This is a genomic window from Streptomyces tailanensis, assembly GCF_008386495.1.
In the GTDB taxonomy this organism is placed as follows: domain Bacteria; phylum Actinomycetota; class Actinomycetes; order Streptomycetales; family Streptomycetaceae; genus Streptomyces; species Streptomyces tailanensis.
In genome coordinates, this window is the sequence record NZ_VTHJ01000007.1 from 26,704 (window position 1) to 50,687 (window position 23,984).

23 protein-coding genes and 1 pseudogene are annotated in these 23,984 nt (G+C 70.5%); 11 read left to right on the forward strand and 13 right to left on the reverse strand.

The window, feature by feature from the left end; genetic code table 11:
* Nucleotides 1-3: 3 nt before the first annotated feature.
* Complete coding sequence (locus F3T56_RS07815) at nt 4-489, forward strand: rhodanese-like domain-containing protein (RefSeq protein WP_149823964.1); 486 nt, start codon at nt 4-6, stop codon at nt 487-489.
* A gap of 65 nt (nt 490-554) precedes the next feature.
* Complete coding sequence (locus F3T56_RS07820; protein ID WP_149823965.1) at nt 555-1,079, forward strand: immunity 21 family protein; 525 nt, start codon at nt 555-557, stop codon at nt 1,077-1,079.
* Nucleotides 1,080-1,144: 65 nt separating this feature from the next.
* On the opposite strand, the gene F3T56_RS07825 is transcribed toward F3T56_RS07820, so the two are convergent.
* From F3T56_RS07825 to F3T56_RS07845, 6 genes are all read right to left on the reverse strand, one after another.
* Nucleotides 1,145-2,836, reverse strand: coding sequence for a DUF885 domain-containing protein (locus tag F3T56_RS07825; protein WP_149823966.1), 1,692 nt, complete (start codon nt 2,834-2,836; stop codon nt 1,145-1,147).
* 195 nt (nt 2,837-3,031) lie between these two features.
* A complete protein-coding gene (locus F3T56_RS07830) occupies nt 3,032-4,426 on the reverse strand; it encodes a GNAT family N-acetyltransferase (protein ID WP_149824105.1) in 1,395 nt (464 codons plus the stop codon).
* 183 nt (nt 4,427-4,609) lie between these two features.
* The gene (locus tag F3T56_RS47560; RefSeq protein WP_246203483.1) at nt 4,610-4,888 is read right to left on the reverse strand and encodes a hypothetical protein; all 279 of its coding nucleotides are present in this window, start codon (nt 4,886-4,888) and stop codon (nt 4,610-4,612) included.
* Nucleotides 4,889-4,968: 80 nt separating this feature from the next.
* A complete protein-coding gene (locus F3T56_RS47565) occupies nt 4,969-5,271 on the reverse strand; it encodes a hypothetical protein (protein WP_246203484.1) in 303 nt (100 codons plus the stop codon).
* Between the two features lie 64 nt (nt 5,272-5,335).
* A complete protein-coding gene (locus tag F3T56_RS07840; protein ID WP_149823967.1) occupies nt 5,336-6,931 on the reverse strand; it encodes an alkaline phosphatase D family protein in 1,596 nt (531 codons plus the stop codon).
* Between the two features lie 162 nt (nt 6,932-7,093).
* Nucleotides 7,094-7,924, reverse strand: a complete 831-nt coding sequence (locus tag F3T56_RS07845) for an alpha/beta fold hydrolase (RefSeq protein ID WP_149823968.1) — start codon at nt 7,922-7,924, stop codon at nt 7,094-7,096.
* Between the two features lie 143 nt (nt 7,925-8,067).
* Between F3T56_RS07845 and F3T56_RS07850 the strand changes: the two genes are divergently transcribed.
* The gene (locus tag F3T56_RS07850) at nt 8,068-8,955 is read left to right on the forward strand and encodes an RNA polymerase sigma-70 factor (protein ID WP_149823969.1); all 888 of its coding nucleotides are present in this window, start codon (nt 8,068-8,070) and stop codon (nt 8,953-8,955) included.
* 143 nt (nt 8,956-9,098) lie between these two features.
* Nucleotides 9,099-9,860, forward strand: coding sequence for a GntR family transcriptional regulator (locus F3T56_RS07855; RefSeq protein ID WP_149823970.1), 762 nt, complete (start codon nt 9,099-9,101; stop codon nt 9,858-9,860).
* A gap of 101 nt (nt 9,861-9,961) precedes the next feature.
* Here F3T56_RS07855 and F3T56_RS07860 read toward each other — a convergent pair whose 3' ends face one another.
* Entirely contained in the window at nt 9,962-11,119 is a 1,158-nt protein-coding gene (locus F3T56_RS07860) for an ROK family transcriptional regulator (RefSeq protein WP_149823971.1), read from the reverse strand.
* 199 nt (nt 11,120-11,318) lie between these two features.
* Between F3T56_RS07860 and F3T56_RS07865 the strand changes: the two genes are divergently transcribed.
* Nucleotides 11,319-11,756 carry a hypothetical protein gene (locus F3T56_RS07865; RefSeq protein WP_149823972.1) on the forward strand — a complete coding sequence of 146 codons (438 nt, stop codon included), beginning with the start codon at nt 11,319-11,321 and terminating at the stop codon, nt 11,754-11,756.
* A 31-nt stretch (nt 11,757-11,787) separates the two neighbouring features.
* Here the strand turns inward: F3T56_RS07865 and mug are convergent, their stop codons facing one another.
* The 3 genes from mug to F3T56_RS07880 form a co-directional block, all read right to left on the reverse strand.
* A complete protein-coding gene (mug, locus tag F3T56_RS07870; protein ID WP_149823973.1) occupies nt 11,788-12,330 on the reverse strand; it encodes a G/U mismatch-specific DNA glycosylase in 543 nt (180 codons plus the stop codon).
* Entirely contained in the window at nt 12,327-13,769 is a 1,443-nt protein-coding gene (gene purB / locus F3T56_RS07875) for an adenylosuccinate lyase (RefSeq protein ID WP_149823974.1), read from the reverse strand. Before purB ends, mug begins: the two co-directional genes overlap by 4 nt.
* Nucleotides 13,770-13,849: 80 nt before the next feature.
* Complete coding sequence (locus F3T56_RS07880; RefSeq protein ID WP_149823975.1) at nt 13,850-14,200, reverse strand: DUF4326 domain-containing protein; 351 nt, start codon at nt 14,198-14,200, stop codon at nt 13,850-13,852.
* A 216-nt stretch (nt 14,201-14,416) separates the two neighbouring features.
* On the opposite strand from F3T56_RS07880, the gene F3T56_RS07885 reads away from it, so the two are divergent.
* On the forward strand, nt 14,417-15,235 hold the full coding sequence (locus F3T56_RS07885; protein ID WP_149823976.1) for a recombinase family protein: 819 nt from the start codon (nt 14,417-14,419) through the stop codon (nt 15,233-15,235).
* Nucleotides 15,236-16,125: 890 nt separating this feature from the next.
* On the opposite strand, the gene F3T56_RS07890 is transcribed toward F3T56_RS07885, so the two are convergent.
* Nucleotides 16,126-17,142: an aldo/keto reductase gene (locus F3T56_RS07890; RefSeq protein ID WP_246203485.1), complete on the reverse strand. Its 1,017-nt coding sequence runs from the start codon at nt 17,140-17,142 to the stop codon at nt 16,126-16,128.
* A gap of 118 nt (nt 17,143-17,260) precedes the next feature.
* Here F3T56_RS07890 and F3T56_RS07895 point away from each other — a divergent pair, with 118 nt between their 5' ends.
* From F3T56_RS07895 to F3T56_RS07905, 3 genes are all read left to right on the forward strand, one after another.
* The gene (locus F3T56_RS07895) at nt 17,261-18,166 is read left to right on the forward strand and encodes an AraC family transcriptional regulator (RefSeq protein ID WP_149823977.1); all 906 of its coding nucleotides are present in this window, start codon (nt 17,261-17,263) and stop codon (nt 18,164-18,166) included.
* Nucleotides 18,167-18,925: 759 nt separating this feature from the next.
* A complete protein-coding gene (locus F3T56_RS07900; RefSeq protein WP_149823978.1) occupies nt 18,926-19,432 on the forward strand; it encodes a dihydrofolate reductase family protein in 507 nt (168 codons plus the stop codon).
* The gene (locus tag F3T56_RS07905) at nt 19,429-19,983 is read left to right on the forward strand and encodes a hypothetical protein (protein ID WP_149823979.1); all 555 of its coding nucleotides are present in this window, start codon (nt 19,429-19,431) and stop codon (nt 19,981-19,983) included. Before F3T56_RS07900 ends, F3T56_RS07905 begins: the two co-directional genes overlap by 4 nt.
* Here the strand turns inward: F3T56_RS07905 and F3T56_RS07910 are convergent.
* A complete protein-coding gene (locus tag F3T56_RS07910) occupies nt 19,920-20,480 on the reverse strand; it encodes an SLC5/6 family protein (RefSeq protein WP_149823980.1) in 561 nt (186 codons plus the stop codon). The genes F3T56_RS07905 and F3T56_RS07910 overlap by 64 nt on opposite strands.
* Nucleotides 20,481-20,573: 93 nt before the next feature.
* Here F3T56_RS07910 and F3T56_RS46070 point away from each other — a divergent pair, with 93 nt between their 5' ends.
* Nucleotides 20,574-20,732, forward strand: coding sequence for a hypothetical protein (locus F3T56_RS46070; RefSeq protein WP_172638849.1), 159 nt, complete (start codon nt 20,574-20,576; stop codon nt 20,730-20,732).
* Nucleotides 20,733-21,044: 312 nt separating this feature from the next.
* Here F3T56_RS46070 and F3T56_RS07920 read toward each other — a convergent pair whose 3' ends face one another.
* Nucleotides 21,045-21,998, reverse strand: coding sequence for a VOC family protein (locus F3T56_RS07920; protein WP_149823982.1), 954 nt, complete (start codon nt 21,996-21,998; stop codon nt 21,045-21,047).
* A 253-nt stretch (nt 21,999-22,251) separates the two neighbouring features.
* On the opposite strand from F3T56_RS07920, the pseudogene F3T56_RS07925 reads away from it, so the two are divergent.
* Nucleotides 22,252-23,958 (forward strand): annotated as a pseudogene (locus F3T56_RS07925) (Tn3 family transposase); the annotation flags it as partial.
* Between the last annotated feature and the right edge of the window lie 26 nt (nt 23,959-23,984).

Consider the following 23,984-nt stretch of genomic DNA (forward strand, 5'->3'; position numbering starts at 1 on the left):
CTCATGAGCGTCACCACCACGTCCGCAGTCCACCCCGTCCTGGGCGTCGCGCCCGCCGCCCCGGCCGAGGCCGCCGCGTACTTCAGGGCCAGCCTGGTCTTCCACTCCGACGTGGACGACGTGGCCGCCGCCCTCGCCACTGACGGCGACCCCGGTTTCGTCGTCCTCGACTCCCGCTCCACGGAGTCCTGGGAGCAGGGCCACATCCCGGGCGCGATCCACCTGCCCACCGCTCTCATCCCCGAGCAGGCGGAGCAACTCCTCGACAAGTCCGTGCCGGTCGTCACCTACTGCTGGGGCCCCGGTTGCAACGGGGCGACCCGCGCCGCCCTCGCCCTCGCGGAACTCGGCTTCCAGGTCAAGGAGATGCTCGGCGGCTTCGAGTACTGGGCCCGCGAGGGGTATGAGTACGAGACAGGGCAGGGCCGTGAACGGCGCGACGCCGACCCGCTGACCACGCCCTTGGACGCCGAGAACTGCGGCTGCTGACATTCTGTCAAGAATTGAGCGGGGGTGCCGAGTTCGCGCGCAAGGCCGCCGTGTAGCTTCTGGGCATGGCTCGATACGCGGAGACGGCGGTTCCAGGTGCGGTGCGGTGGGTGGAGTCGAGCGGCGGTCCGCTCATAGCGATACCGGAGGCGGTACTGCCGTTCTGGGCGGGCGCCGACGGCGACGAGACGTCGTCCGACCACGACCGCGCCTGTGACGTCGAGGGATACGTCGGGCTCCTGCCGGTCGGGGACACCCGCGCCCTCGTCCTCGGTGACGAACCCGCCGCCACCGCGTACCTGCCGGAGCACGGCACCTTCGTACGCCGGCACGCGGCCGACGCCGATGCCGGAAGCCTTGTTGACGTAGCGGCCGCGCTGGAGGCCGCCGTGTGGGGGCCGGAGATGGAGTGGCGGGTTCCTGGGCCGGTCGTTCTGTTCGACGCCGCCTGGCCCGGCAGCGCCTCCCGGCAGACGGACCACATCCGGGTGGATCTGACCCCCGGCCAGTACGGGGTCCGCGCCGCGTATGTCTCGACGGGACCGGAGACGTGGCTCGGCCTGGTCCGGGTGAGACCACGCACGAGCTGACTGCGCACGAGCTGAGCATGGGCGGCGGCCGGGCCCGGCCGCGGGCGTGGGCCCGGCCGGCGGCGTCACAGCTGCGACAGCTCGTCCACCAGGTCGTCCAGTCCCAGCGAGCCCTGCGACAGGGCCGCCATGTGCCAGGCCTTGGTGTCGAAGGCGTCGCCGCGGCGCTGCCTGGCCTTCTCGCGGCCGAGGAGCCAGGCACGCTCGCCCAGCTTGTAGCCGATGGCCTGCCCGGGGATGGTCAGGTAGCGGGTCAGCTCGCTCGCGACGTAGTCCGAGGGGCGGCTGCTGTGGGCGTCGAAGAACTCCTCGGCCAGCTCCGGCGTCCAGCGCTCGCCCGGGTGGAAGGGGGAGTCCGCCGGGATCTCCAGCTCCAGGTGCATGCCGATGTCCACGATGACGCGGGCCGCGCGCATCATCTGCGCGTCGAGATAGCCGAGCCGCTCCTCCGCGTCCCTGAGGAAGCCCAGTTCGTCCATGAGCCGTTCCGCGTACAGGGCCCAGCCCTCCGCGTTGGCGCTGACGCCACCGATCGTGGCCTGGTAGCGGGACAGGTCGTCCTTGACGTACACCCACTGCGCGAGCTGGAGGTGATGGCCGGGAACGCCCTCGTGGTACCAGGTCGAGACCAGGTCGTACACCGGGAAGCGGGTCTGCCCCATGGTCGGCAGCCAGGTGCGGCCCGGGCGGGAGAAGTCCTCCGTCGGGGCCGAGTAGTAGGGGGCCGCGGCGCTGCCGGGCGGGGCGATGCACGACTCGACCTTCTTCACCGGCTCGGCGAGGTCGAAGTGCGTGCCGTCGAGCGCCTCGATCGCCTCGTCCATCAGGGACTGCAGCCAGACGCGGACCTCGTCGACGCCCTCGATGTGCCGGCCGTGCTCGTCCAGGTGCGCCAGCGCCACCCACGGCGTCTCGGCGCCGGGCAGGACCTTCTCCGCCCCCTGCTTCATCTCGCCGAGCAGCCGATGGAACTCGGCCCAGCCGTACGCGTACGCCTCGTCGAGGTCCAGGTCCGCACCGGTGAAGTAGCGGGCCAGCCGGGCGTAGCGCTCCCGGCCGACCGTGTTCGGCTCGCCCTCGATCGCCGGGGCGTACACCTCACGCATCCAGTCGCGCAGCTCCGCGACAGCCCGCGTCGCGGCCCGGGCCGCCTCGTCGAGCTCGGCGCGCAGGGACTCGGGGCCCGCCGACGCGAAGTCCTCGAACCAGCCGCGCCCCGACCCGTCCGTGTCCGCCCACTCGGTGAGCTGCTCGATGAACGTGGCGGTCGGCCGCGGACCCGCGTAGAGCTTGCGGTCCAGACCGAGCGCGAGCGACTCACGGTAACCGGCGTACGCCGCCGGCACCGCGCGCAGCCGCTCCGCGATCGCCCTCCAGTCATCCTCCGTCTCGGCCGGGGTGATGGTGAAGACCTCACGCACCCCGTGCGGCGGGGTGGCCAAGTTGCCGACCGTGCGCAGGCCCTCGTCGGCCTCGTGAACCGCCAGCTCCGCCGTCAGCCGCTCCCGCAGCAGCCGCGCGCAACGGCGCTCGACGTCACTGTCCGCCCCCGGCCGCCGTTCCGCTTCGTCGAGCCGGGCGAGCGTCGACCGAATCAGCTCCGCGACGGCCTCCAGGCCCGCCGGGGAGAGATCCGGCAACTTGCTCGAACTCTCCTTCACACCGAGATACGTACCGGTCAGCGGGTCGAGGGCGATGAGGTCGTCGACATACGCGTCGGCGACCTGCCGGGGCAGAAGACTCTTGGTGTCAGCCATGCGGACAATCTTGGTACGCCGACACCCCGAACGTCAGCTGCTTAACGGGGTATGAGCCTTACGCCGCCGGGATTCAGCTCAGGGCGTGATGGGAAGGCGCGGCCCCGCGCCCTTGAAGGGCCGGAGGCCCTAAAAGGGCGCGGGGAACTGCGCGAGCAACCCAACACAACCCGCAGTCGTGACTGATCCGCACCCCTACGGCGCTTCGACCCGGCACTCCCCAAGCCGCTTCGCGGACATCGGCTCCAGCCCCGCCGTAATGACCAGCGTCCCCTCCTCGATCTGATAATCAAGCGGCAACCCCAGCCCCCGCATCGCCGCCACCATCCCCGTGTTGGACGACTGCGTCACCGCGTACACGTTCTCGCAGCCCGTCTCGACCGCCATGGCCACCAGCCTGCGCAGCAACTCGCTGCCGATGCCGCGCCGCTGCCAGTCGTCCTCGATGAGCAGGGCGATCTCCGTCTCGTCGCCGTCCCAGAGGAGATGGCCGAGGCCGACGAGGCGCCCGGAGGCCGTCTGCGCGGCGAGGGTCCGGCCGAAGCGGGGGCTGAGCAGGTGCTTGAGATACCGGTCGGCGTCGCCCACGGGACCGTGGTATCGCATGCTCAGCGCGCGCGGCGAGCACCGCTCGTGCATCGCCGTCGCCGCCGAGAGGTCGTCCTCGTCGGCCCGGCGCACCGTGATGTCGTTGCCCTCGGGCAGCGTCAGTACGTCCTGGCTGCGCGGGATACGGGGCCCCAGACGTGCGTCCAACTCCACCAGGGCCCGCGCCCGCGCGAACTCCGTCGGCGTGAACGGCAGATACGGCCGCTCCACCGTGATCACCCCACCCTCCGGCGCCCGCAGCCGCATCAACGTGTCCTCCAGCGCCCCTTCGACCGGGGCGCTCTCCGCGGGGGCGGGCAGCGAACGGATGGTGCAGCGTCCCAGCAACTGCCGTAGCGCCAACGGGAGTTCCGCCGCGTCCAGCGCCGTACGCGTGGCCAGGCCGAGTACCCGGGTCGGCGCGTCCACCAGGTCATGGGCGTCACCGCGCTCGATCCAGGTCCCGGTACCGGCCGCGTGCGCCACCGCCCGGGTGATCTCGGAGGCCGCCAGCGCCTCGGGCGCGCGCAGCAGGAACTCGTCCACCGTGCCCTCGGCCAGCGGATGTGTCTGCAGGCTCAGAATGTCGACCCGGAGACCCGCCAGCGCCGAGCACAGCGCCGCCAGCGAGCCCGGTTCGTCCTTCACCGTCGTCCGCATCCGCCACAGCGCGGTCGCCCCGGCCATCGCCTCGGCGTCCGCCCCGGACGGCCCGGCCTGCTGCACCTCGGGGAGCGGCGGCCGGGCGTCGGTATCGTTCGTCGGCGGCGCGTGACCGTGGCGGCGTGCCCACCAGATGTGGAAGCCGGCGGTCGCCAGCAGCACGGCCGCCGAGATCACCAGCAGTGCCGGACCGTCGGGTCCGTGACCGATCAGGTTCGCCACCGCGTCGGCCACCGCCACCGCCGTGAACAGCGCGGCGAGTTCGACCACGTCCCGCCGCCAGTGGTGTACCGGGCGACCGTTCCTCGCCCGCGTCACATCAGACATGTCTGGAGTCATGTGACCACTGTGAAGGAAGCGTGTTGCGTGATCACGAACGCTCTGTGACTGATCGGTAAAAGCATCGTTCCGCACCTTTTGTTGCGGTTTGTATGACAGGCGGATTTCCTGCCGCGACGTGCCCCTTCGGTCCGCCGCCAGATCGAGGTCGGGCAGCTCCCCGTGTGCCCCGGACCGCTCCACTCACTCGGCGGCGACGGCCAGCAGGTCCCCGAGCCCACGGATCGGCGTCTTCGCCTTCCGCTCGCTGTCGAGTTCGGCGAGCAGCCGCGGCAGCATCGCCCGCAGCACCGACCAGGCCGTGCCGTACGCCACGCAGAGCCGTACGGCCTTATCCGCTTCCCCCTCCTTCTCGGCGAGCGACGGAAGGCGCGAGAACTCCGCCCCGGTGTCCTCGATGACTGGCTGCGACAGGTCGCGCAGGATCCGGCCCGCCACGAGCTCCGGCTGCCCCGGCACCATGGCCAGCCAGTGCCGCCACTCCTCATCGCCCCAGTGGCGGCAAGCGGACGCCCCAGCCGCTGGAACGCCGAAGGGAACAACTAGCTCCGGAACTCCGGCAGTTCACCGAACTCGACCAGAATCCTGGGTTCGTCCGTGCGGGTGCACCGGTGGGGCGGGGACGGTACGTCGGTCATCAGCCGCGCGGCCAGCCGTTCGCCCTCCGTCGTGCCCAGCTCCCGCGCGGCCACCGCGGCGGCCGCGAGCGCGGTCCTGTCGTCACGACGCACCCGCAGCAGCGCCTGCGCGAAGTCCGCCGCACCCGGCCGGACATCCAGCCGCCGGTACTCGTCGAGCCGTGCCACCAGCTCCGCCGCCTCCAGTTGCGCGAGGCCTCCCGGCACGGCCCACGGCCGCTGTGCCGGAGTGCCGACTACGCCACGCCGGAGTGCCGTCTGCGCCCGCCCGTCACTGCCCGACGAGCCCCGGCTGGAGCACCTTCGTGTACAGCACGGTGCCGTCCTGCTCGCGCAGTCGTACCGTCAACTCCCCGCTGTCGCCGTCGATGTCGACCTCGCCGAAGAACTGGTAGCCGCCCGCGGGCGGCACGTTCGCGGTGGTCGGCGCCTTCACGAAGACCCGCTCGGGGCCGAAGGTGTTGTCGAGGGCGTTCGCCGGGAACGCGCCGGCGTTGAGCGGGCCGGAGACGAACTCCCAGAAGGGCTCGAAGTCGGTGAAGGCGGCCCGTGACGGCTGGTAGTGCTGGGCCGAGGTGTAGTGCACGTCGGCCGTCAGCCACACCGTGCCGGTGATCTTCTGGTGCTTGACGAACCGCAGCAGTTCGGCGATCTGGAGCTCCCGTCCGAGCGGCGCGCCCGGGTCGCCCTGCGCCACGGCCTCGATGTTCGGCTTGCCGTCCCCGGTGTCCGGTACGAGCAGACCGAGCGGCATGTCGGCAGCGATGACCTTCCATACCGCCCGCGACCGGGACAGCTCCCGCTTGAGCCACTCCAACTGCTCGGCGCCGAGGATGCCCTGGGGGTCGGTGGTCTGGGTGCCCGGCGAGTTGGCGTTGCGGTAGGTCCGCATGTCCAGCACGAACACGTCGAGCAGCGGGCCGTGGCGCAAGACCCGGTGTACACGGCCTTCCCGGGCGCCCGGCCGCAGCGTGGAGATGGGGAAGTACTCGCCGAACGCCCGCTGTGCCCGCGCCGCCAGTATGTCGACGCTCTTCTCGGTGTACCGGGCGTCGGTGAGGGTCTCACCCGGGTACCAGTTGTTGGTGACCTCGTGGTCGTCCCACTGCACGATCGACGGGACCTGGGCGTTGAACCGTTTGAGGTTCTCGTCCAGCAGGTTGTAGCGGAAGTTGCCCCGGAACTCGGCGAGCGTCTCCGCGACCTTCGCCTTCTCCTCGGTGGTGACGTTTCGCCAGGTGCTGCCGTCGGGGAGCTTCGCGGTCGCCGCGATCGGCCCGTCGGCGTAGATCGTGTCGCCGCTGAACAGGAAGAAGTCCGGGTCCAGCTTGCCCATCGCGTCGAAGATGCGGTAGCCGCCGAAGTCGGGGTTGATGCCCCAGCCCTGTCCGGCCAGATCGCCGGACCACACGAACCGCACCCCGTCGCGCCGCTTCACCGGAGTCGTACGGAACGTGCCGGTGACCGGTTCGCCGGTGCGGCGCGGGTCGTCCGGGTCGGCGAGCAGCACCCGGTAGTGGATCTGCTCGCCCGCCGGCAGGCCCCGCAGCCGCGTCGTACCGGTGAAGTCCGTGTCGGCGCCGAGCAGCGGGCCGTGGAATCTGCGCGCGCCCCGGAACGACTCCGTGGCGGACGCCTCGACGATCATCCGTGCCGGACGGTCCGCACGCACCCACACCAGGCCTGAGTGCGCGCTCACGTCTCCGGTCTGCACACCCCAGCCGGCTTTCGGCCGACCCGACAGGGCGAAGGCCGGTGCCGAACCGAGCACGGTGGAGGCGGGCAGGGACAGCGCCGCCGAGGCGGCGAGCGAGCCGCGCAGCACGCTGCGGCGGCCGGGCAGGGAACCCGAGGGACGGTGTGACATGAATGCGCCTCCAGCGACGGATCCGGCCAATGTGCAGTATCACAACTACTGGTGCGCCGCAGCGCACACGGAAACCACAAGTGAACAACTGACCGCGCCGAGGAGGGAACCGATGTGCGAACGCGGGCGCGTCGCCCCTGAGGGGAAAGCGTCCGCAGTGTGTCAGCGACTGCCGTCGAGGATCACCCGGGCGACGAGAGCGGGGTCGTCGTTCATCGGGCAGTGGCCGCAGCCGGGCAGATGGACCAGGCGGGCCCCGGGGATGACGTGCTTGGCGCGCACGCCCTGACGGCGCAGGAGCAGCCGGTCCCGCGTGCCCCAGGCCACGGTGACCGGAAGCCCCGGGATGTCGTCGGTGAACTGGACGGTGGCCCCGGCCCGGAGGGTCTCGTCGAACCCGGTGGCCCGCGCCAGCGCGAGCGTCTCGGCGACCACCGCCTCGGGCGCACGGCGGCCCGGGCGGGCGTAGATGGTGCTCGTCAGGGCCGTACGGCCGACCGCCGAGCGGGACAACTGCTCGACCAGGGGGAGTGGCAGCCGTCGCGAGATGTGCCGCATCGAGAGCAGGATGCCGAAGGCGTAGCGCCGCTCCGTCTCGTTCCAGAACCCGGCCGGGGAGAGCGCGGTGACGGACCGTACGAGTTTCTCGCGGCCCAGCTCCAGGGCGAGCAGACCGCCGAGGGAGTTGCCCGCCACATGGGGGCGTTCGAGTTCCAGCGCCTCGCAGAAGGCGGCGAACACAGCGGACGTCGTCGGCAGGTCGTACGCCAGGCCGGCGGGCAGCCCGGGGGACGCGCCGAAACCGGGCAGGTCCACGGTGATGACCTCGCGCTCGGCCGCCAGGATGTGGGTGACCGGGTCCCAGGCCTGCCGGTGGTGGCCGATGCCATGGAGCAGGAGCAGCGGTTCGCCGGCGCCCTCGCGCGCGTAGGAGACCGTCACGGACCGCGGGCCGAGCGGGGAGGGAACGTTGAAGCTGACCGTGGCGGACATGGTGCGACTCCTCGTCTGTGAGGGTGGGGCGCGCTGACGTACGGCATTCGTAGACAGCTTGTCAGCAACTGCTACCGGCGGGTAGTCCCCGACGGTAACAAGCCCACTGGACACCGCCGTACGCCTCGGGATGGGATGGAACGGTGACCACAGAAACCGTGACCGACGTCTTCGAAGAGCACCGCCCCGTCCTCATGGGAGTCGCCTACCGCATGCTCGGGCGGGTCGCCGACGCCGAGGACGTGGTCCAGGAGGCCTGGCTGCGCTGGTCCGCCGCCGACCGGACCGACGTGCGCGAACCCCGCGGCTATCTGGTCCGCGTCACCACCCGGCTCGCCATCGACCGGCTGCGCCAGGTGCAGTCGCGCAAGGAGGCCTACCCCGGTCCGTGGCTGCCCGAGCCGTACGTCACCGAGTACGGGGACATCGTCCCGGACACCGCCGAGCGGGCCGTGCTCGCCGACACCGTCTCGCTCGCCGTGCTCGTCGTCCTGGAGTCCCTCTCGCCCCTGGAACGCGCGGTGTTCGTGCTGCGGGAGGCCTTCGGATACCCGTACGCCGAGATCGCCGCCATGCTCGACCGCGCCGAGCCCGCCGTCCGTCAGCTCGCCGGGCGGGCCCGCAAGCACGTGGACGAGCGGCGGCCGCGCTACGACGTCGACCCGGTCGAACGCCGCGAGCTGACCGAGCGGTTCCTCGCGGCGGCGGCCGGCGGCGACCTCGACGACCTCATGTCGCTGCTGGCCCCCGACGTCCGCCTGGTGGCCGACAGCGGCGGCCTGGCCAAGGCCCCGGTGCGTGTCATCGAATCCGCCGACAAGGTGGGACGGTTCGTGTACGGCGCGTCCCGCCAGGGCATCGCGGACGCCACGTTCCGCTTCATGGAGATCAACGGTGGCCCCGCCCTGGTCGTCCTGTCCGGCGGCAAGGTCGACAGCGTGTTCCAGCTCGATGTCGTCGACAGCCGTATCCAGTCCATCTACCTCGTGCGCAACCCCGAGAAGCTGCTCTCCCTGCCGGTCGACGAGTAGACCGTCGGGGCGCGCCGGGGGTTGGCGGATTGGTCTTGACCAAGGGTGGGGGCCGCCCTATGGTCGCAAGAAAGTGCAACAACCTTTAATAAACAAGGGCGCTAAAAACGCCGCCGGGCCACGGCGAAGCAGCGGAGGACAGGGTGGGGACCCAGCAGCTCGAATCGGTGCCGGAACCTAAGTACTGGCACCTGAAGACCGTGCTCAGTGAGGCATTGGACTCCGAGTTCTCGGTGGGCGAGATCCTGCCCAACGAACGTGACCTCGCGGCCCGCTTCGGCGTCGCCCGGGCCACCCTCCGCCAGGCACTGGAACAGCTCGAACTGGAGGGCAGGCTGCAGCGCCGGCGCGGCGTCGGCACCACCGTGGCCCCGCCGCGCGTGGGCGTCGCCGTCGGCGGCGAACAGCACGCCTGGCCGGGCACCATCGGTGACGCCTGGCAGGCCGTCGACTGCACGGAGGCGGCACCTCCCGCCGCCGTGGCCGACATCCTCGAGACCCTGCACGGCGAGCAGGTGCACGTCGTACGCCGCTCCCGCATGTCCCACGGCCAGCCCGTCGCCGCCGAGCTGCTCTACATCCCGGCGGATTCGGTGCCCGCCCTCCCCGCCATAGACGCGCCCTCCGGTGCCGCACGCGCGCGTGCGGTGCTGCGCGAGCTGCAGCGCCTGGAGCTGGAGGGCCAGGACCGCTCGGTGGAGCTGGGCTCCGCCCGCGCGGACGACGCCAAGGAACTCGACCGGCTGCCCGGCGCGCCCGTCCTCGTCGTCACCACCCGCTTCTTCGCCGAAGGACGCACCGCCGCCGTCTCCCTGGCCACCTACCGCGCCGACACCTGCCGCCTCACCTTCGGCGACTCGGGCGGCGTCGAGATCCACCACGGCCCGGAGCGCCGCGCCTCCTGACGCCGCCGGCCCCCGCCACAAGCCCGCACCCGCCGCGCCTCGGTCCTCCGGGGCGCGGCGTTTTGCTGGGTCCCGGGCGAAGCCGGTGGTCCGACGTCGGCTCAGCGCCGTGCCGTCACCGTGCTCTCCACCGCGAACAGCTGTTCCTCGACATGGTCCAGGGCCAGCCGCAGCGCGCCCATGGCGACGGCCGTCTCGCCCAGCTGGGAGAGGGCCACCTGGGGCGGGCGCAGACAGTAGCGGGCCAGTTCGTGCCGCAGCGGATCGAGGACGTCGTCGATGCCGGTCGCCCAGCCGCCGACGACCACCAGTTCGGGGTCGAGGGCCAGCACGAGAGCGGCCACGTCGTGGACGAGCCGCCGTATGAAGCGGTCGACGGCCGCGCGCGCCCGCTCGTCGCCCTCGCGCGCGTGCTTGAAGACCTCGGCGACCGCTTGCTCGTCGAGCGGATGCAGCGGTTCGCCCGTGGTCGACAACAGCGCCTCCGGGGTGGCCTCCCGGCCCAGCAGATGCAGCGCCCCGATCTCCCCGGCCGCACCGCCGTAGCCCCGGTGCAGCCGCCCGCCGATCAGCGACCCGGCGCCCGGGCTCAGCCCCGCCAGCACGAACACCACGTCGTCGGACTCGGTCGCCGCGCCCTGCCAGTGCTCGGCGACCGCCGCCGCGTTGGCGTCGTTCTCGACCAGCACCGGGCACTTGAAGGAACGGCTCAGCCGCTCACCCAGATTCAGCCCCGTCCACTCCGGCAGAGCCGTGCACAGGCGTACGGTGCCGTCGGCCTCCACGATGCCGGGGCTGCCCACGCCGACCGCGCGCAGCGAACCACGGGAGACTCCCGACCTGCGGAGCAGCTCCGCGACCGTCGAGCGGAGCCGCTCCAGCCGCTCGTCCGCCGCGGCCGTCTCGGAGACATCCTTGGACAGCGAGCCCAGCATGCGCCCGTCGAGGTCCGAGAGCAGTGCGGTCACCCGGTGCGAGCCCAGGTCCACCCCCAGCAGATGACCTGCCTCCGCCCGGAACCGGTACCGCCGCGCCGGCCGCCCCTGCCGCCGTGCCGCACCCTCCTCGGCGGCCTGCTCGACCACGAGCCCGGCCTCGACCAGGCCCTCGACGACACCCTCGACCGTGGGCCGGGACAGCCCGGTGACCCGCGTGATCTCGGTGAGCGTCGCCCGGTCCGTGGCCCGCAGCGCGTGCAGCACCACCGCCGAGTTGATTCTTCGGAGCAGAGAAGGATCCCCGCCGGTCAGCCGCCCCAACGTCCGTCCTCCCAGCTCGCGCGCACATTGGCCCGGATCGTACTCGTCAGGGCGACCCGCGGCGAGTGCCTGCTGCACCCGACCTGCGACCTCCCCGACAAGGCGGGCCAGGTGATCCTCCACGAGGGGTCCGCAGCGTACGGCGCCGGGACGCGTGACGCTCCGCCAATTGTCAGTGGTGCCCGCTTTACTGGACAACATGAGCATCGCGCAGCACCTCGCGGTCATCGACCGGCTGTGCTCCGAGGACTATCCGGCGGAGCCCGGCCGGTCGGACGTCGGCACGGCAGGACCCGGCTATCACCTCGCCGAGTTACAGACGAGCGGCGACTTCTGGGAGGACGACAGCACCGGGTGGGAGGAGACCGAGGATCAGTACGAAGCGGACCGGGACGCCCTGTCGCAGCTGCTGGCCGAGCGCTGGGGAGCGCCGGACGTGTTCAGCCTGTGGAGCGTCCTCGACCGGTCCATGGAGGGCGAGGACATACCCGAGCCCTGGGGGGTGCTCGGCAGCCACGTCCCGAACGTGCACCTCTGGCAGGTCGACGGCCGCTGGGTCGCCCTCGGTGTCTCGCAGTGGGACAAGGAGCTGCCGTTCCAACTGGTCGCGCTGATAACGGAGATCGCCCCGCCGTGACGGGCTGACCCTCGACCACGGACCCCGCCGGTCAGCTCGCCGCCACCCGCAACCGCCCGAACTCCTCCGCCATCGTCGCCGCCGTCCAATGCGCGTTCAGCCCGCTGGGATTGGGCAGCACCCACACCAGTGACTCCCCGATGGTCCGCTCCTGCGGTCCGACGGCGGCCTTGCGATCGCCAAAGGCGGCCCGGTACGCGGTCACCCCCACCACCGCCAGCCAGCGCGGCCGCAACCGCTCGACCTTGGCGGTGAGCAGCCACCCGCCCTCGGCGTACTCCGCCGCCGTCAGCTCATCTGCGCGTGCCGTCGCCCGGGCGACCACGTTCGTGATGCCGAGCCCGTACGACGGCAACTCGTGCTGCTCGGACGGCTTCAGCAGGCGGGGCGTGAAGCCGGACAGATGGAGGACGGGCCAGAAGCGGTTGCCCGGGCGGGCGAAGTGGTGGCCGGTGGCCGCCGTCATCAGGCCCGGGTTGATGCCGCAGAAAAGGACCCGGAGGCCGTCCGCGACGACATCCGGCACCAGCCGGTCGCGGGCGGCCTCCAGTTCGGCCTGGGTGAAGCGCGTCAGAGGATCGCTCCCGGCGTGTAACCGGCGGCCTCCGGGCGCTGCTTCACGATCTCCTCGATCCGGCCGACGACGACGCCGACCTGGTCGGCCGCGGCGCCCGTGAAGGACAGCTTGTCGGCCATGAGAGCGTCGAGCTGAGCACGGTCCAGCGGGATGCGCTCGTCGGCGGCGAGCTTGTCGAGCAGTTCGTTGCGCTCGGCACCCTGCTCGCGCATCGCCAGCGCCGATGCCACCGCGTTCTCCTTGATCGCCTCGTGCGCGACCTCACGGCCGACGCCCGCGCGCACGGCGCCCATCAGCACCTTGGTCGTGGCGAGGAACGGCAGATAGCGGTCCAGCTCCCGCGCGACGACGGCCGGGAAGGCACCGAACTCGTCGAGGACGGTCAGGAAGGTCTCCAGCAGACCGTCGAGCGCGAAGAACGCGTCGGGGAGCGCCACCCGGCGCACCACCGAGCAGGACACGTCGCCCTCGTTCCACTGGTCGCCGGCCAGCTCGCCGGTCATCGACGCGTAGCCGCGCAGAATGACCATCAGGCCGTTGACGCGCTCGCACGACCGCGTGTTCATCTTGTGCGGCATGGCGGAGGAACCGACTTGGCCGGGCTTGAAGCCCTCGGTGACCAGCTCGTGCCCGGCCATCAGCCGGACCGTCTTGGCCAGCGACGACGGAGCCGCCGCCAGCTGCACCAGCGCGGTCACGACCTCGTAGTCCAGCGAGCGCGGGTAGACCTGGCCGACGGAGGTGAACGCCTGCGAGAAGCCCAGGTGCCCGGCGATCCGCTGCTCCAGCTCGGCCAGCTTCGACGCGTCCCCGCCCAGCAGGTCCAGCATGTCCTGCGCCGTGCCCACCGGGCCCTTGATGCCGCGCAGCGGGTACCGGCCGAGCAGCTCCTCGACCCGGCCGTACGCCACGAGCAGCTCGTCGGCGGCGGTCGCGAACCGCTTGCCGAGGGTGGTGGCCTGCGCGGCCACATTGTGCGAGCGGCCGGCCATGACCAGCTCGCCGTACTCACCAGCGAGCTTGCCCAGGCGGGCCAGCACTGCCACCGTACGGTCGCGCATCAGCTCCAGCGAGAGCCGGATCTGCAGCTGCTCGACGTTCTCGGTGAGGTCGCGGGACGTCATGCCCTTGTGGACGTGCTCGTGCCCGGCGAGGTCGTTGAACTCCTCGATCCGCGCCTTCACGTCGTGCCGCGTGACCTTCTCGCGCTCGGCGATGGAGGCCAGGTCGACGGTGTCGAGGACCCGCTCGTAGTCGGCGAGGGCGGCGTCCGGCACCTCGATGCCGAGGTCCTTCTGGGCCCGCAGCACGGCCAGCCAGAGCTGCCGCTCCAGCCTCACCTTCTGCTCGGGCGACCAGAGCGTGGCGAGCTCGGCGGAGGCGTAGCGTCCGGCGAGGACGTTGGGGATGCGGGGCTTGGCTGGCGCAGAAGTCACGTAGACGGATTCTACTGGCGAATCGTGCAGGTGAGCGCAGCGGGCCTCTTCGGAGGAACCTATGAAGGGCCGCGAAGGGCCTACGAGGAGGAGCCCGGGGCGTCGGCGATCTCCGCCAGGATGTCCGCGTGGCACAGCTCGGGCGCGCACCAGCAGGCCAGCGTCTTGCCGCGCAGCCCCGGTACCAGGGCCAGCAGATCGGGGTCGGCGAGCAGGTACTCCCGGTACTTGGCCATGACCTCGGCCCGCGTCCCGTCGCGCTTCTTCTTGGCGGTGTCGTACTGGAACGGGTTGTACAGCGGGTGCTGCGGCAGGTCCCAGTGGCCCCTGGTCCAGCGGCGGCCGACGTACACGACGTCGTCGGGGGCGCTCTCCAGCCGGGGGCCGAAGTCGTGGATCCGGCCCTTCAGATTCATCACGGTGGTGGACACGCGCGCCTCCCGGTACGACGGGCCTGCCGCTACGACGGCTCCTTACGCTACTGGCCCCTCGTACGGCAGCAACTCGGGACGCTTGGCCGGCAGACCGTCTCCGGACGGTGTGACACCCAGGTCCCCTTCACGTAGTGAAGGGGGCGCGTACGGCAAGGGGGGCGGCGCAATCCGAGCACCAAGGAGCACCACCCCCGATGGCCGTCAAGCCTGAACTTGCGGGAGGACGATCGCCGCCGAGAGCAGTCCACCGACACGCAGGAGGCCTCCGGGCGTCGCTGGGCCGACCGCAACGGCTACACCGTCCGTCATGTGTGGGTAGACCTGGCGTCCGGCTACAAGGCGGATGCCAAGCGTCCCGACTTCGACAGGGCGCCAGCAGCGCTACGGAACCGTGAGACCTCGGCGCTGTGGTGCCACATGGTGGACCGGTTCTCTCGCCAGGGTGCCCGTGCTGTCCTCGACGTGATCGACCCGGCAGACGGCACGGAGCCCGGCCGCCTGATCTTTGAGTACGACAACCTTGACTCCGCGAACGAGCGAGACAAGCGCTGGATCTCGAACCGGGCGATGGACACCAAGGAATACAGCGATCAGCTTTCCGCGCGTACGAGGGACACCAAGCAGCAGCGGGGAGACGGGCAGTGGGTTACGGCTCTCGTGCAGGAGATCTTCCGGCGGGTGAGCGCCGGCGAATCTGCGCGGACGATCTCCGGTGACCTGAACGCGCGAGGTATTCCGGGGCCGTCCGGGGGCGCGTGGCAGCACGCAGCGATTAGCCGGACCATCTCGCACCCTTCCTACGCGGGATGGCAGGTGATCAAGGAGGGGCGGCGGCTCGTCGCCTACCGGAACGAGGCAGGTGAGCGCGTCAGCCTGGGCACGAGCTGGTGGATGAGGCTGGCCAGCGGCATGCACAGGGCGTGGCGGCGGGCAAGGTCCGTCCGCTGGCTGGCGACGGAACTCCGGGCCCTGGCAAGGCGTCTCACCTCCTCACGGACCTGCTGCGCTGTGACGGGTGCAAGCTCGCGATGACCTTTCGTGGGCTCTCGTACAAGTGCGAGAAGGAGCGGGCGTGCGGCATCTGCACGGCCCCAGCGGCCGCGTACGCCGAAGCACTCGAACGGGAGGTCGTCGGCTGCTGGCTCAACGTCGTCATGGCGCTGGAACCGACCGACGCCCTGGCGGTCAAGATCGCGGAGCGCTGGATGGCTCTGACGCTCCCCGAGGAGACCGAAGAGGCAAGGGGAGCACGGGAAGCCCTCGATGCTGCGGAATCGTCTCTCGGGCGTCTCATGGCGGACAGGCAGGCAGGGCTGTACGACGGTCCGGCTGCCCGTTACTTCGCTCCGCTGCATCGTGACGCGATCGAGGTCGTGGAGGCCGCCCAGAAGCACTTGGACGCCGGCCCCGCGTGCTGTCATCGACACGAGCATCGTGGACGACGGTCAACTGTTGCGGGAAACGTGGGAAGCGGCAGAGCTGGACATGCGGCGCAGCCTCCTGCGCCTTGCCATCGATCGCGTGACCGTGCGTAAGGCCCCAATACCAGGGTGCACGCTGGACGGTGAATCCCGTGTGACGGTGGAGTGGGCTGCCGACGAGGGGTCGGCGCTTCCGACAGACAACGAGTGGTCAAGCCGAGATGCCCTCGCCCCGCACAGGCAGGGCGCGACGTCGGCCGGCCCTGCGCCTGGAGCGCGACAGTACCCGGCGTAACATCCGAGTATCGTTCCCGTCCGGCATAAGCCCAGGTCAGAGCATGTGTGGCAAGTCAAGATTGGCAGGCCGGGTCGAATCCGGGTCGAATGTCGCCGTGCGGGTGCAGAGCGATGTTCGCCGCGTGAGGCGCCAATCGATGAAAGCGCTGTGACCAGCGGAAAGGGTGAGCCTTTCCGCTGTCGCGTCGCTGTGGCGGGCCCGGTTTACCAGGCGGGCATCATCGGCGCGGGGTAGCGGTCGCCGACCGCGCCGTTCGGCAGGAGCGAGCCGATCAGATCCAGCCCTTCGGGGGTGAAGGTGAGGTGCGCGGCGGCGACGTTCTCGGCCACGCGCTGTGCGCTGCGGGTGCCAGGGATCGGCACGATGTCCTGGCCTTGGGCCAGCAGCCAGCCGAGCGCCACCTGCGCCACTGTGCAGCCCTTCCACTCGGCGATCGCGCCCAGGTCACGGACCAGTGCCTGGTTGGTTTCGTAGTTGCCGGGCTGCCAGCGCGCGTCGTGGGCGCGCAGGTCGTTCGGCGGGCAGTCGGCGGCGGGCGTGGCTGTCCCGGTCAGGAAGCCGCGGCCGAGCGGGGAGCAGGCGACGAAGCCGATGCCCAGCTCGCGGACGATCGGCAGCACCTCGGCCTCGACGGAGCGTTCGAACAGCGAGTACTCGGTCTGCAAGACCGAGACCGGGTGGACAGCGTGGGCGCGGCGGATGGCGTCCGGGCCGGCTTCGGACAGGCCGAAGAAGCGCACCTTGCCTTCGGCCACGAGCTCGCCGACGGCGCCGGCGACGTCCTCGATCGGCACGTTCGGGTCGACGCGGTGTTGGTAGAGGACATCGATGTGGTCGGTGCCCAGGTGCCGCAGGCCTGCCTCTACGACCGCGCGGATGTGCCCAGGCCGACTGTCGAAGGCACGGCCGAAGCGGCTCATGTCGGTCAGGTCGTAGCCGAACTTGGTGGCCAGGACCACCCCGTCGCGGAAGTCCTTGACCGCCCGCCCGAGCAGTTGCTCGCCCGTGCCGCTGCCCAGCCCGTACAGTTCGGCGGTGTCGAAGTGGGTGACGCCGAGCTCGAAAGCGCGACGGATGGCGGCGATCCCGCCTTTGGGGTCGGCCGGGCCGTACCCCATGGTCATGCCCATCGTGCCCAGGCCCAGCGCTGAAGAGGTCAGGCCCTGCGAGCCGAGCGAGCGAACGGGCATGGCGTGCTCTGTACCGTGCTGTGCGTTCATGCTCCTGACGCTAGGGGCAACGTATCCGCAGGTCATTGGGCAGCATTGGCATATGATTGCCTGATCGTCTCACCATGGTCGGCGTGTGGAGCGCGGACTGAGCAGTCGAGGGAACCGTATGCTGGACCGTCTCGCTCAGGCGATCACCGACCACCGCGACGGCCCGTGGGCCACCACCGCAGTGGCCCGGCTGTCGCTGGTCGCGACCGACGAGTTGCTGCCGCCCAGCCGTCTGCTGTATGAGCCGATGGTGAGCTTCATCGCCGCCGGCGCCAAGCGCACCGTCGCGGGCTCGCAGAGCTGGAGCGTGCCCGGCGGCCGGATGCTGCTGAATACCGTGCAACTGCCGGTCACCGCGGTCTTCGAACAGGTGCCCTACCGCTCGGCGGTCCTGGCCCTGGACAAGCAGATCCTCACCGAACTGCTGCTGGAACTCGGCCCCGCCGCACCGCCCCCGGCTGCCGAGCCCGCCTGGCGGGCCACGTCCGGTATGCCCGCTGAATTGATCGACGCCGTGACCCGCCTGGTGCGCCTGCTGGATGCCCCCGACGACATCCCGGCCCTGGCGCCGCGCGTCGAAAGCGAGATCATCTACCGGCTGCTGACCGGCCCGCTCGGTCCGGCCCTGCGTCAGGCCGCGGCAGCCCCGAGCACTCGGATCCGCGCCGTCATCACCTGGCTCGGCGACCGCTTTGCCGAACCGGTGAGCATCGACCAGATCGCCGCCGAGGCCGGTATGAGCCCGGCGACCCTGCACCGCCATTTCAAGGCTGCGACCGGTATGAGCCCGCTGCGCTATCAGAAACACCTGCGACTGCTGTCGGCCAGGCGCCAGCTGCTGGCCGGCGACGCCACCGCCGCCCAGGTCGCCCACACCGTGGGATACACCAGCGCGACCCAGTTCAGCCGCGAATACCGGGCCTTCTACGGACTGCCACCGGTCCAGGACATCACCCGCCTGCGCGCCGGTACCACATTCCGAGATCATGGGGCAGTGGGTCGCCTCGTCGGCGATAGTGGCTGATCAGGGCTCTCGCCTGATGCGCCTGGCGCCATAGCGCACGGGTGATCGCGGCCGTGACGCAGACGACGCGACTCAGGACGGTCGCGGCGAGCAGCCCGCGGATGCCGCGGTCGACAGCGGCAGGACAACCGACGTCAGCAGGCCGCCACGCCTTCTCCGGGCGTCGCTGCTTTCCCCGGCCGACACGGACGACTGCGAGGAATGCCTGCGCCAGCAGGCATATCGTGACGTGCCGATACCACGGAGTCCACGCCGAAGAGAAGAGTGCGGGCCGTTTTGACGCGCGACGCCGTCGCAGTGGCCTGGCGGGAATCGGTTCCGTCGGTCGGCTCGTCGGCGTACCGCGGTAGTGCGGGCGGTGTGCTGTGCCTGCGTCACCTGCGTGGCGGCCTCGACGAAGACGGTGTCATCGCTGTCGGAGTCGTCGCCGGCGTCGGCGTACGTCCCTGCCAGGGGCTGTATCGGAGGTAGTGCTAGGCCCCGCCCCGTCTGGTCCGGCGCGATCAGCTTCGGCCGCCCGACAGAGCCAGACCGCTGCGCCGGTGCCAACGGCTGATGTCCTGACGACGATCGAGCCCTTCACTGAGAAACCGGACGGTTTCGGACAGCGTCGGTCCCGACGGTGGTGGACCGCCGGGTCGCTCCGTGTCTGCGGCGCCCGAACGGTCCGGGATGCGGCGATGAGTTTGGGGCGTCCGACTGGTCTGTCTGTGTAGCCGGCGCTTTTCGCGCCTGGCACGACGAGCGAAGGCGCTCCAGATGTTCGACATCGAACCGCAACAGGCCGCCGGCAAGGTTCTCTTTCACTTCAGCATGTCGCTGGACGGGTTCGTGGCGGGCCCGAACCACGCCATGGACTGGCTGACCGGCGTCACCGGCCGCGACGGCGTGGAAGAGGAGTACATCGAGACCACCGGTGCGGTCCTGGGCGGGCGGAACGGCTGGGACCGCGACCCGAGCGCCCGACCTTACAGCGAGGACTGGAAGGGCCGGATCTTCGTCCTCACCCACCACCCCGAAGACGCCACGCCCGCCGACGGCGCCACGTTCCTGAACTGCGACGTGGCCGAGGCGGTACGCATCGGCCTGGAGGCCGCTGACGGCAAGAACCTCGAAGTCCTCTCCCCGACGATTGGTCGCCGACTGCTCGAACGCGGCCTGATCGATGAAATCGACCTGCACATTGCACCCGTCCTGCTTGGTGACGGCATCCGGCTCTTCGACAATCCCGGCGGCCAGCCGATCCGGCTGCGACACGCCGGTTGAGCCCCGATGAGCCTGGCGAGGGTGTCGACGGTGCGGCCCAGCCCACGGTCGGCGAGCGAGCTCAGCACCACAAGGTGGGCAACCAACCGGCCCTCGACGAGGATCTGGGACTCGACGACGCGAAACCCGTCATGGCGGAGCGGTGCACGTTCCGCGCCGCCACCCACCGCCACCCGAAGGGTTCGGTCCGCTCGGCCGTCAGCCGCGTCAACGGTGCTGACGCCGTCGCGGCCGACCAGCGCGACGCCTTCCACCGCGAGGCAGGCCCTGAGCAGGCGCACCGCGCGCTCCACGTCGCGGCCCTCGACGCCGAACCCGACGAGAGCTCGGCCGAGGGCGTCGACCGAACTCCGGTCGTGACCGGATCCGGGACGAGGACGTCGTCGGTCGAGTGCGACGCCGGCGAGGAGACCCACGGCGCACGCGGCCAGCCCAACGAGCATGAGCGCGACGAGTCCCGAGGCACCCGGCGTCGTGTTCGCGGCGCTCATCGTTGCGTCCGGACGGGTACGGCGAGGTGCGTCTCCACGTCGTCGGGCCGGTGGATCTGATGGATGAACTGTTCCGCCGCCCGCACACTCACGGGTCTGAGCCGGGACACGACGACCACGACAGTGAAAACGAGCGGCACGGTCACCGCGGCCGGGTTGGCGAGGAGATCACCGAGCGCGCCGGCCGGGCGCCCGAGAACGTAGTGGGCAACGGCCGCACCCACGACGAGGCCCGCGCCGACGGTGATCCCGCACACCGCCGCTGCCGCCGTGGCGCCCCGCCACCAGATGCCCAGCACCAGGACCGGGAACAGCGTCGACGCCGAGAACGCGAAGACGTACCCGACCGTGTCGGTGATGCTCTGGGACGCTGTGACGAGGGCCAGGACGAGGGTGAGGCCCGTCGCGTACAGCGAGGAGAGCCGGAATCGCTTCACGTCCGAACCGAACAGATCCTGGCTGATCGCACCTGCCATGGTGATGATCAGTCCCGAGGAGGTGGCGATGAAGGCACCGCTCAGAGCGCCTCGTAGCAGGGCAGCGCTGCGCCGACTCACGGGCAGCTGGGTCTGCCGCACGACGACGCAACCGGTGGTTCCGGGAAAAGGACCTGATCGATGTGCTGGAGGGCGACCAGGTACGAGCGATGGATGCGGACGAACCCGGCGTCGGCCCACTGTGCTCGAGCGTGGATGCAGGTCGACATCCAGCCGCTGTTCGTCCTGCACGGCGCCGCCTTGGGCCTCTCGGACGAGGATGTCTCCTGCACGGCCAAGGAGTACGGCCAGCTCCTCGCGTCCTTCGCCTGACCGGCTCCGCCGCAGGCCTTTCCGCGGTCTTGCAAGAGGGCCGGCGGCCTCCTGCCCGGTATGGCGGTGTCCGGGGGCCCGACAACGATGAGCAGTTCGCAGCCCTGGCTCCACGAATGAACGGACCTCGGTCTCAGACAGGCGCATGGCGCGGAGTCCTCTGCCTGTGCAGAGGCGTTCGGCTCCACAGGGGATATGGCGAGTTGCCGCAGACGCTTTCCCGGCCGGGCCCACCAGGTGAGCCCGGCCGGGAAAGCAGCCTGACTGTCACGGGCGGTTCAAGTCCCCGCGCCGCAGTGGCGCGCCGAGCGGTCAGCCGGTGATGTTGCTCTGAGCGATGGAGTAGACGCGGTTGTCGGGAGCGCGGAAGAAGCGGAAGCGGTAGTCGGTTCCGTCTCCTCCGGCACCGGGGATCACGTGGACGGGAGAGACCCACTTCGCTCCGTTCTGCTCCAGGTGGGCCATGGACTTGTGCAGATCGATGGTGTTGAAGCCCATGGCGATGGACGTGGACCTGGTCCGCCAGGGGTACTGAGGAGCCTCGGGTCCGTAGAGTTCGAACATGCTTCCGTTCTGGGCTCCGAAGGCGGAGAACTGCGGGGTTTCGTCGACGATGTCGAGCCCCAGACCTTGCTGGGCGAACGTCCGCATCTTTGCGTGCTGGTGGGCCGTCACGGCGACGGCGCCCCACTGAAGCCTGTTGATCCCGGCTGCGCCCGTGGCACTTTCGGGGACAGGATCGTTGGGGATGTTGCTCTGGGCGACTCCGTAGAAGCGGTTGTCGGGAGCGAGGAAGAAGCGGGCGCGGTAGTCGGTCCCGCCTCCCCCGGCACCGGGGAACACCAAAATGTCAGAGGCCGTCGGAGCGCCGACCCTCTCCAGCGCCGACTCGGCCGCTTCCAGGCTCGGGGCGTCGAAGCCGATGGCCATGGCCATGGCGCTGGTGTGCCACGGCCCGTAGTGGGGGGCCTTCGGCCCGTAGAGTTCGAACAGGCTGCTGTTGGGTGTGCGGAATACGGCGAACTCGTCCGCGCTGGTGATCAGCGTCAGGTCCAGGGCCTTCTCAGTGAATTCCTTCATGACCGTGTACTGCTCGCTGGTGACCCCGAGGCCGGTCCACTGCAGCCGGGTGACACCGGCGGAGTCCGTGGCGTCGGCCGTGTGACGGGTTGCCGCCTGCGCCGCCGTGGAATTGGCCACCGCGAGGGATGCGCCCAAGGCCAGGCCTGCGGTGAGGGCGGTGCGTCGGGTAAGAGACGTGGACACGATTGCATACTCCTTTGTACGAGTCCGAGCCCGTGGGCCTACGGGCTGATAGGGGGCCAGGCAGTCGGTGGGTGTGGGGGTGTGGGTGCGGCGGGCGCCCGGGGCGGGCACTGAGCAGGTCCACACCGAGAGGGCCGGGAGCCCCGTTGCTTGGGGATTCGTGCGTTGACCAGCACGGCGGCGACGTCGCCGCCTGCGGTCGGCAAGAGGGCGTGCCCGGTCGTGCTGCGACCCGGAGCTGCCCGAGGGGGCGGTGGACCGCGACGCGTACGTGGTGTGCGTGCTGGAGCAGCTGTTCCGCGCGCTGAACCGGCGGGACGTGTTCGCCTCGCCGTCGAGCCGGTGGGCGGACCCGCGGGCGCGGCTGTTGGACGGCAAGCAGTGGGAGGCCGTCTCCGAGGACGTGCTGCACGGTCTGAGCCTGGACGAGCCGGTCGAGGAACACCTGGCCGGGCGGGTGCGGGCCCTGGACGCGGCCTGGCAGCTGATGGCGGAGCGCTTGGAGGAGGCTGGGCAGGACGCGAAGCTCAGCTTCGACGTCCAGCCCAACGGCCGGTTGAAGCTGAACGTCGACCGGCTCGGCGCGCTCGGCGAGAGCGAGTCCCTGAAGTGGCTGCGCAAGACCACCGCGAAGATGCTCCCGAAGATCGACCTGCCGGACCTGCTGTTCGAGGTCGATTCCTGGACCGGATTTCTGGACGCCTTCGTGCACCTGGGGGACGGCCGTACCCGCATGGAGAACCTGAAGACCTCCCTGGTCGCGCTGCTGGTGAGCGAGGCGTGCAACATCGGCTACACCCCCGTCATCGACGCCGGCGACGAGGCGCTCACCCGGGCCCGGCTGGTGCACGTCGACCAGTACTACCTGCGCGCCGACACCATCGCCGCGGCGAACGCGAAGCTGATCGAGGCCCAGGGTCGGGTGCCGATCGTGGAGCACTGGGGCGAGGGCCTGCTCGCGTCCGTCGACGGGCTGCGGTTCGTAGTGCCGAAGCGGACCATCAACGCCGGGCCGTCGCCGAAGTACTACCACTGCAAACGCGGAATTACATGGCTGAATGCTGTAAATGACCAGGTAGCGGGCATCGGACAGATGGTCGTGCCCGGCACTCCGCGCGACTCCCTGCACATCCTGGACACCCTGCTGAACCTCGATGCCGGGGTGGAGCCGGACATGGTGGCCACCGACAACGCCTCCTACTCCGACATGGTGTTCGGCCTGTTCTCCCTGCTCGGCTACAACTTCTCCCCCCGCTTCCGCGACCTGGCCGACCAGAGGTTCTGGCGGGCGGAGCTGCCCGGCGTGGACACCGGCGGGTACGGGCCACTGGAGCCCCTGGCCTGCAACAAGGTGAACCTGAACAAGGTGATCACGCACTGGCCGGACATGCTCCGGGTGGTCGGCTCCCTGGTCACCGGGCAGGTGCGGGCGTACGACCTGTTGCGGATGTTCGGCGGCGAGGGGCGCCCCACCCCGCTGGGCACCGCGTTCGCCGAGTACGGGCGGATCGCCAAGACCCTGCATCTGCTGCGCGTGGTCGACCCGGTCGACGACACCTACCGGCGGCAGATGAACCGGCAGCTCACCGTGCAGGAGTCCCGCCACAAGCTCGCCCGGGACATCTGCCACGGCAAGCGCGGGCAGATCATGCAGGCGTACCGGACGGGACAGGAGGACCAGCTCGGCGCGCTCGGGCTGGTGCTGAATGCCGCTGTGCTGTGGACGACTCGCTACCTGGACGCTGCCGTCCAGGAGTTGCGGGCGCTGCCGGCCGAGGAGCGTGAGCACGACGTCCTGGACGAGGACGTCGCCCGCGTCTCCCCGCTCAAGCACGCGAACCTCAACGTGCTCGGCCGCTACAGCTTCCGCTCCTCTACCCCGGTCGACGGCGGCCTGCGCCCGCTGCGCGACCCGGGTGCGCCGGAGCTGGACGAGGACGACGACGGCGGGCAGGAGTGAGTATCAGGAGCCGGCCAGGCCCGACC

Excerpts from the sequence above, each read along its gene's own strand:
- F3T56_RS07815 (WP_149823964.1), top strand. The coding sequence starts at position 4 with ATGAGCGTCACCACCACGTCCGCAGTCCACCCCGTCCTGGGCGTCGCG.
- F3T56_RS07820 (WP_149823965.1), top strand. The coding sequence starts at position 555 with ATGGCTCGATACGCGGAGACGGCGGTTCCAGGTGCGGTGCGGTGGGTG.
- F3T56_RS07825 (WP_149823966.1), bottom strand. The coding sequence starts at position 2,836 with ATGGCTGACACCAAGAGTCTTCTGCCCCGGCAGGTCGCCGACGCGTAT.
- F3T56_RS07830 (WP_149824105.1), bottom strand. The coding sequence starts at position 4,426 with ATGACTCCAGACATGTCTGATGTGACGCGGGCGAGGAACGGTCGCCCG.
- F3T56_RS47560 (WP_246203483.1), bottom strand. The coding sequence starts at position 4,888 with ATGGTGCCGGGGCAGCCGGAGCTCGTGGCGGGCCGGATCCTGCGCGAC.
- F3T56_RS07840 (WP_149823967.1), bottom strand. The coding sequence starts at position 6,931 with ATGTCACACCGTCCCTCGGGTTCCCTGCCCGGCCGCCGCAGCGTGCTG.
- F3T56_RS07845 (WP_149823968.1), bottom strand. The coding sequence starts at position 7,924 with ATGTCCGCCACGGTCAGCTTCAACGTTCCCTCCCCGCTCGGCCCGCGG.
- F3T56_RS07865 (WP_149823972.1), top strand. The coding sequence starts at position 11,319 with ATGAGCATCGCGCAGCACCTCGCGGTCATCGACCGGCTGTGCTCCGAG.
- F3T56_RS07890 (WP_246203485.1), bottom strand. The coding sequence starts at position 17,142 with ATGAACGCACAGCACGGTACAGAGCACGCCATGCCCGTTCGCTCGCTC.
- F3T56_RS07895 (WP_149823977.1), top strand. The coding sequence starts at position 17,261 with ATGCTGGACCGTCTCGCTCAGGCGATCACCGACCACCGCGACGGCCCG.
- F3T56_RS07900 (WP_149823978.1), top strand. The coding sequence starts at position 18,926 with ATGTTCGACATCGAACCGCAACAGGCCGCCGGCAAGGTTCTCTTTCAC.
- F3T56_RS46070 (WP_172638849.1), top strand. The coding sequence starts at position 20,574 with ATGCGGACGAACCCGGCGTCGGCCCACTGTGCTCGAGCGTGGATGCAG.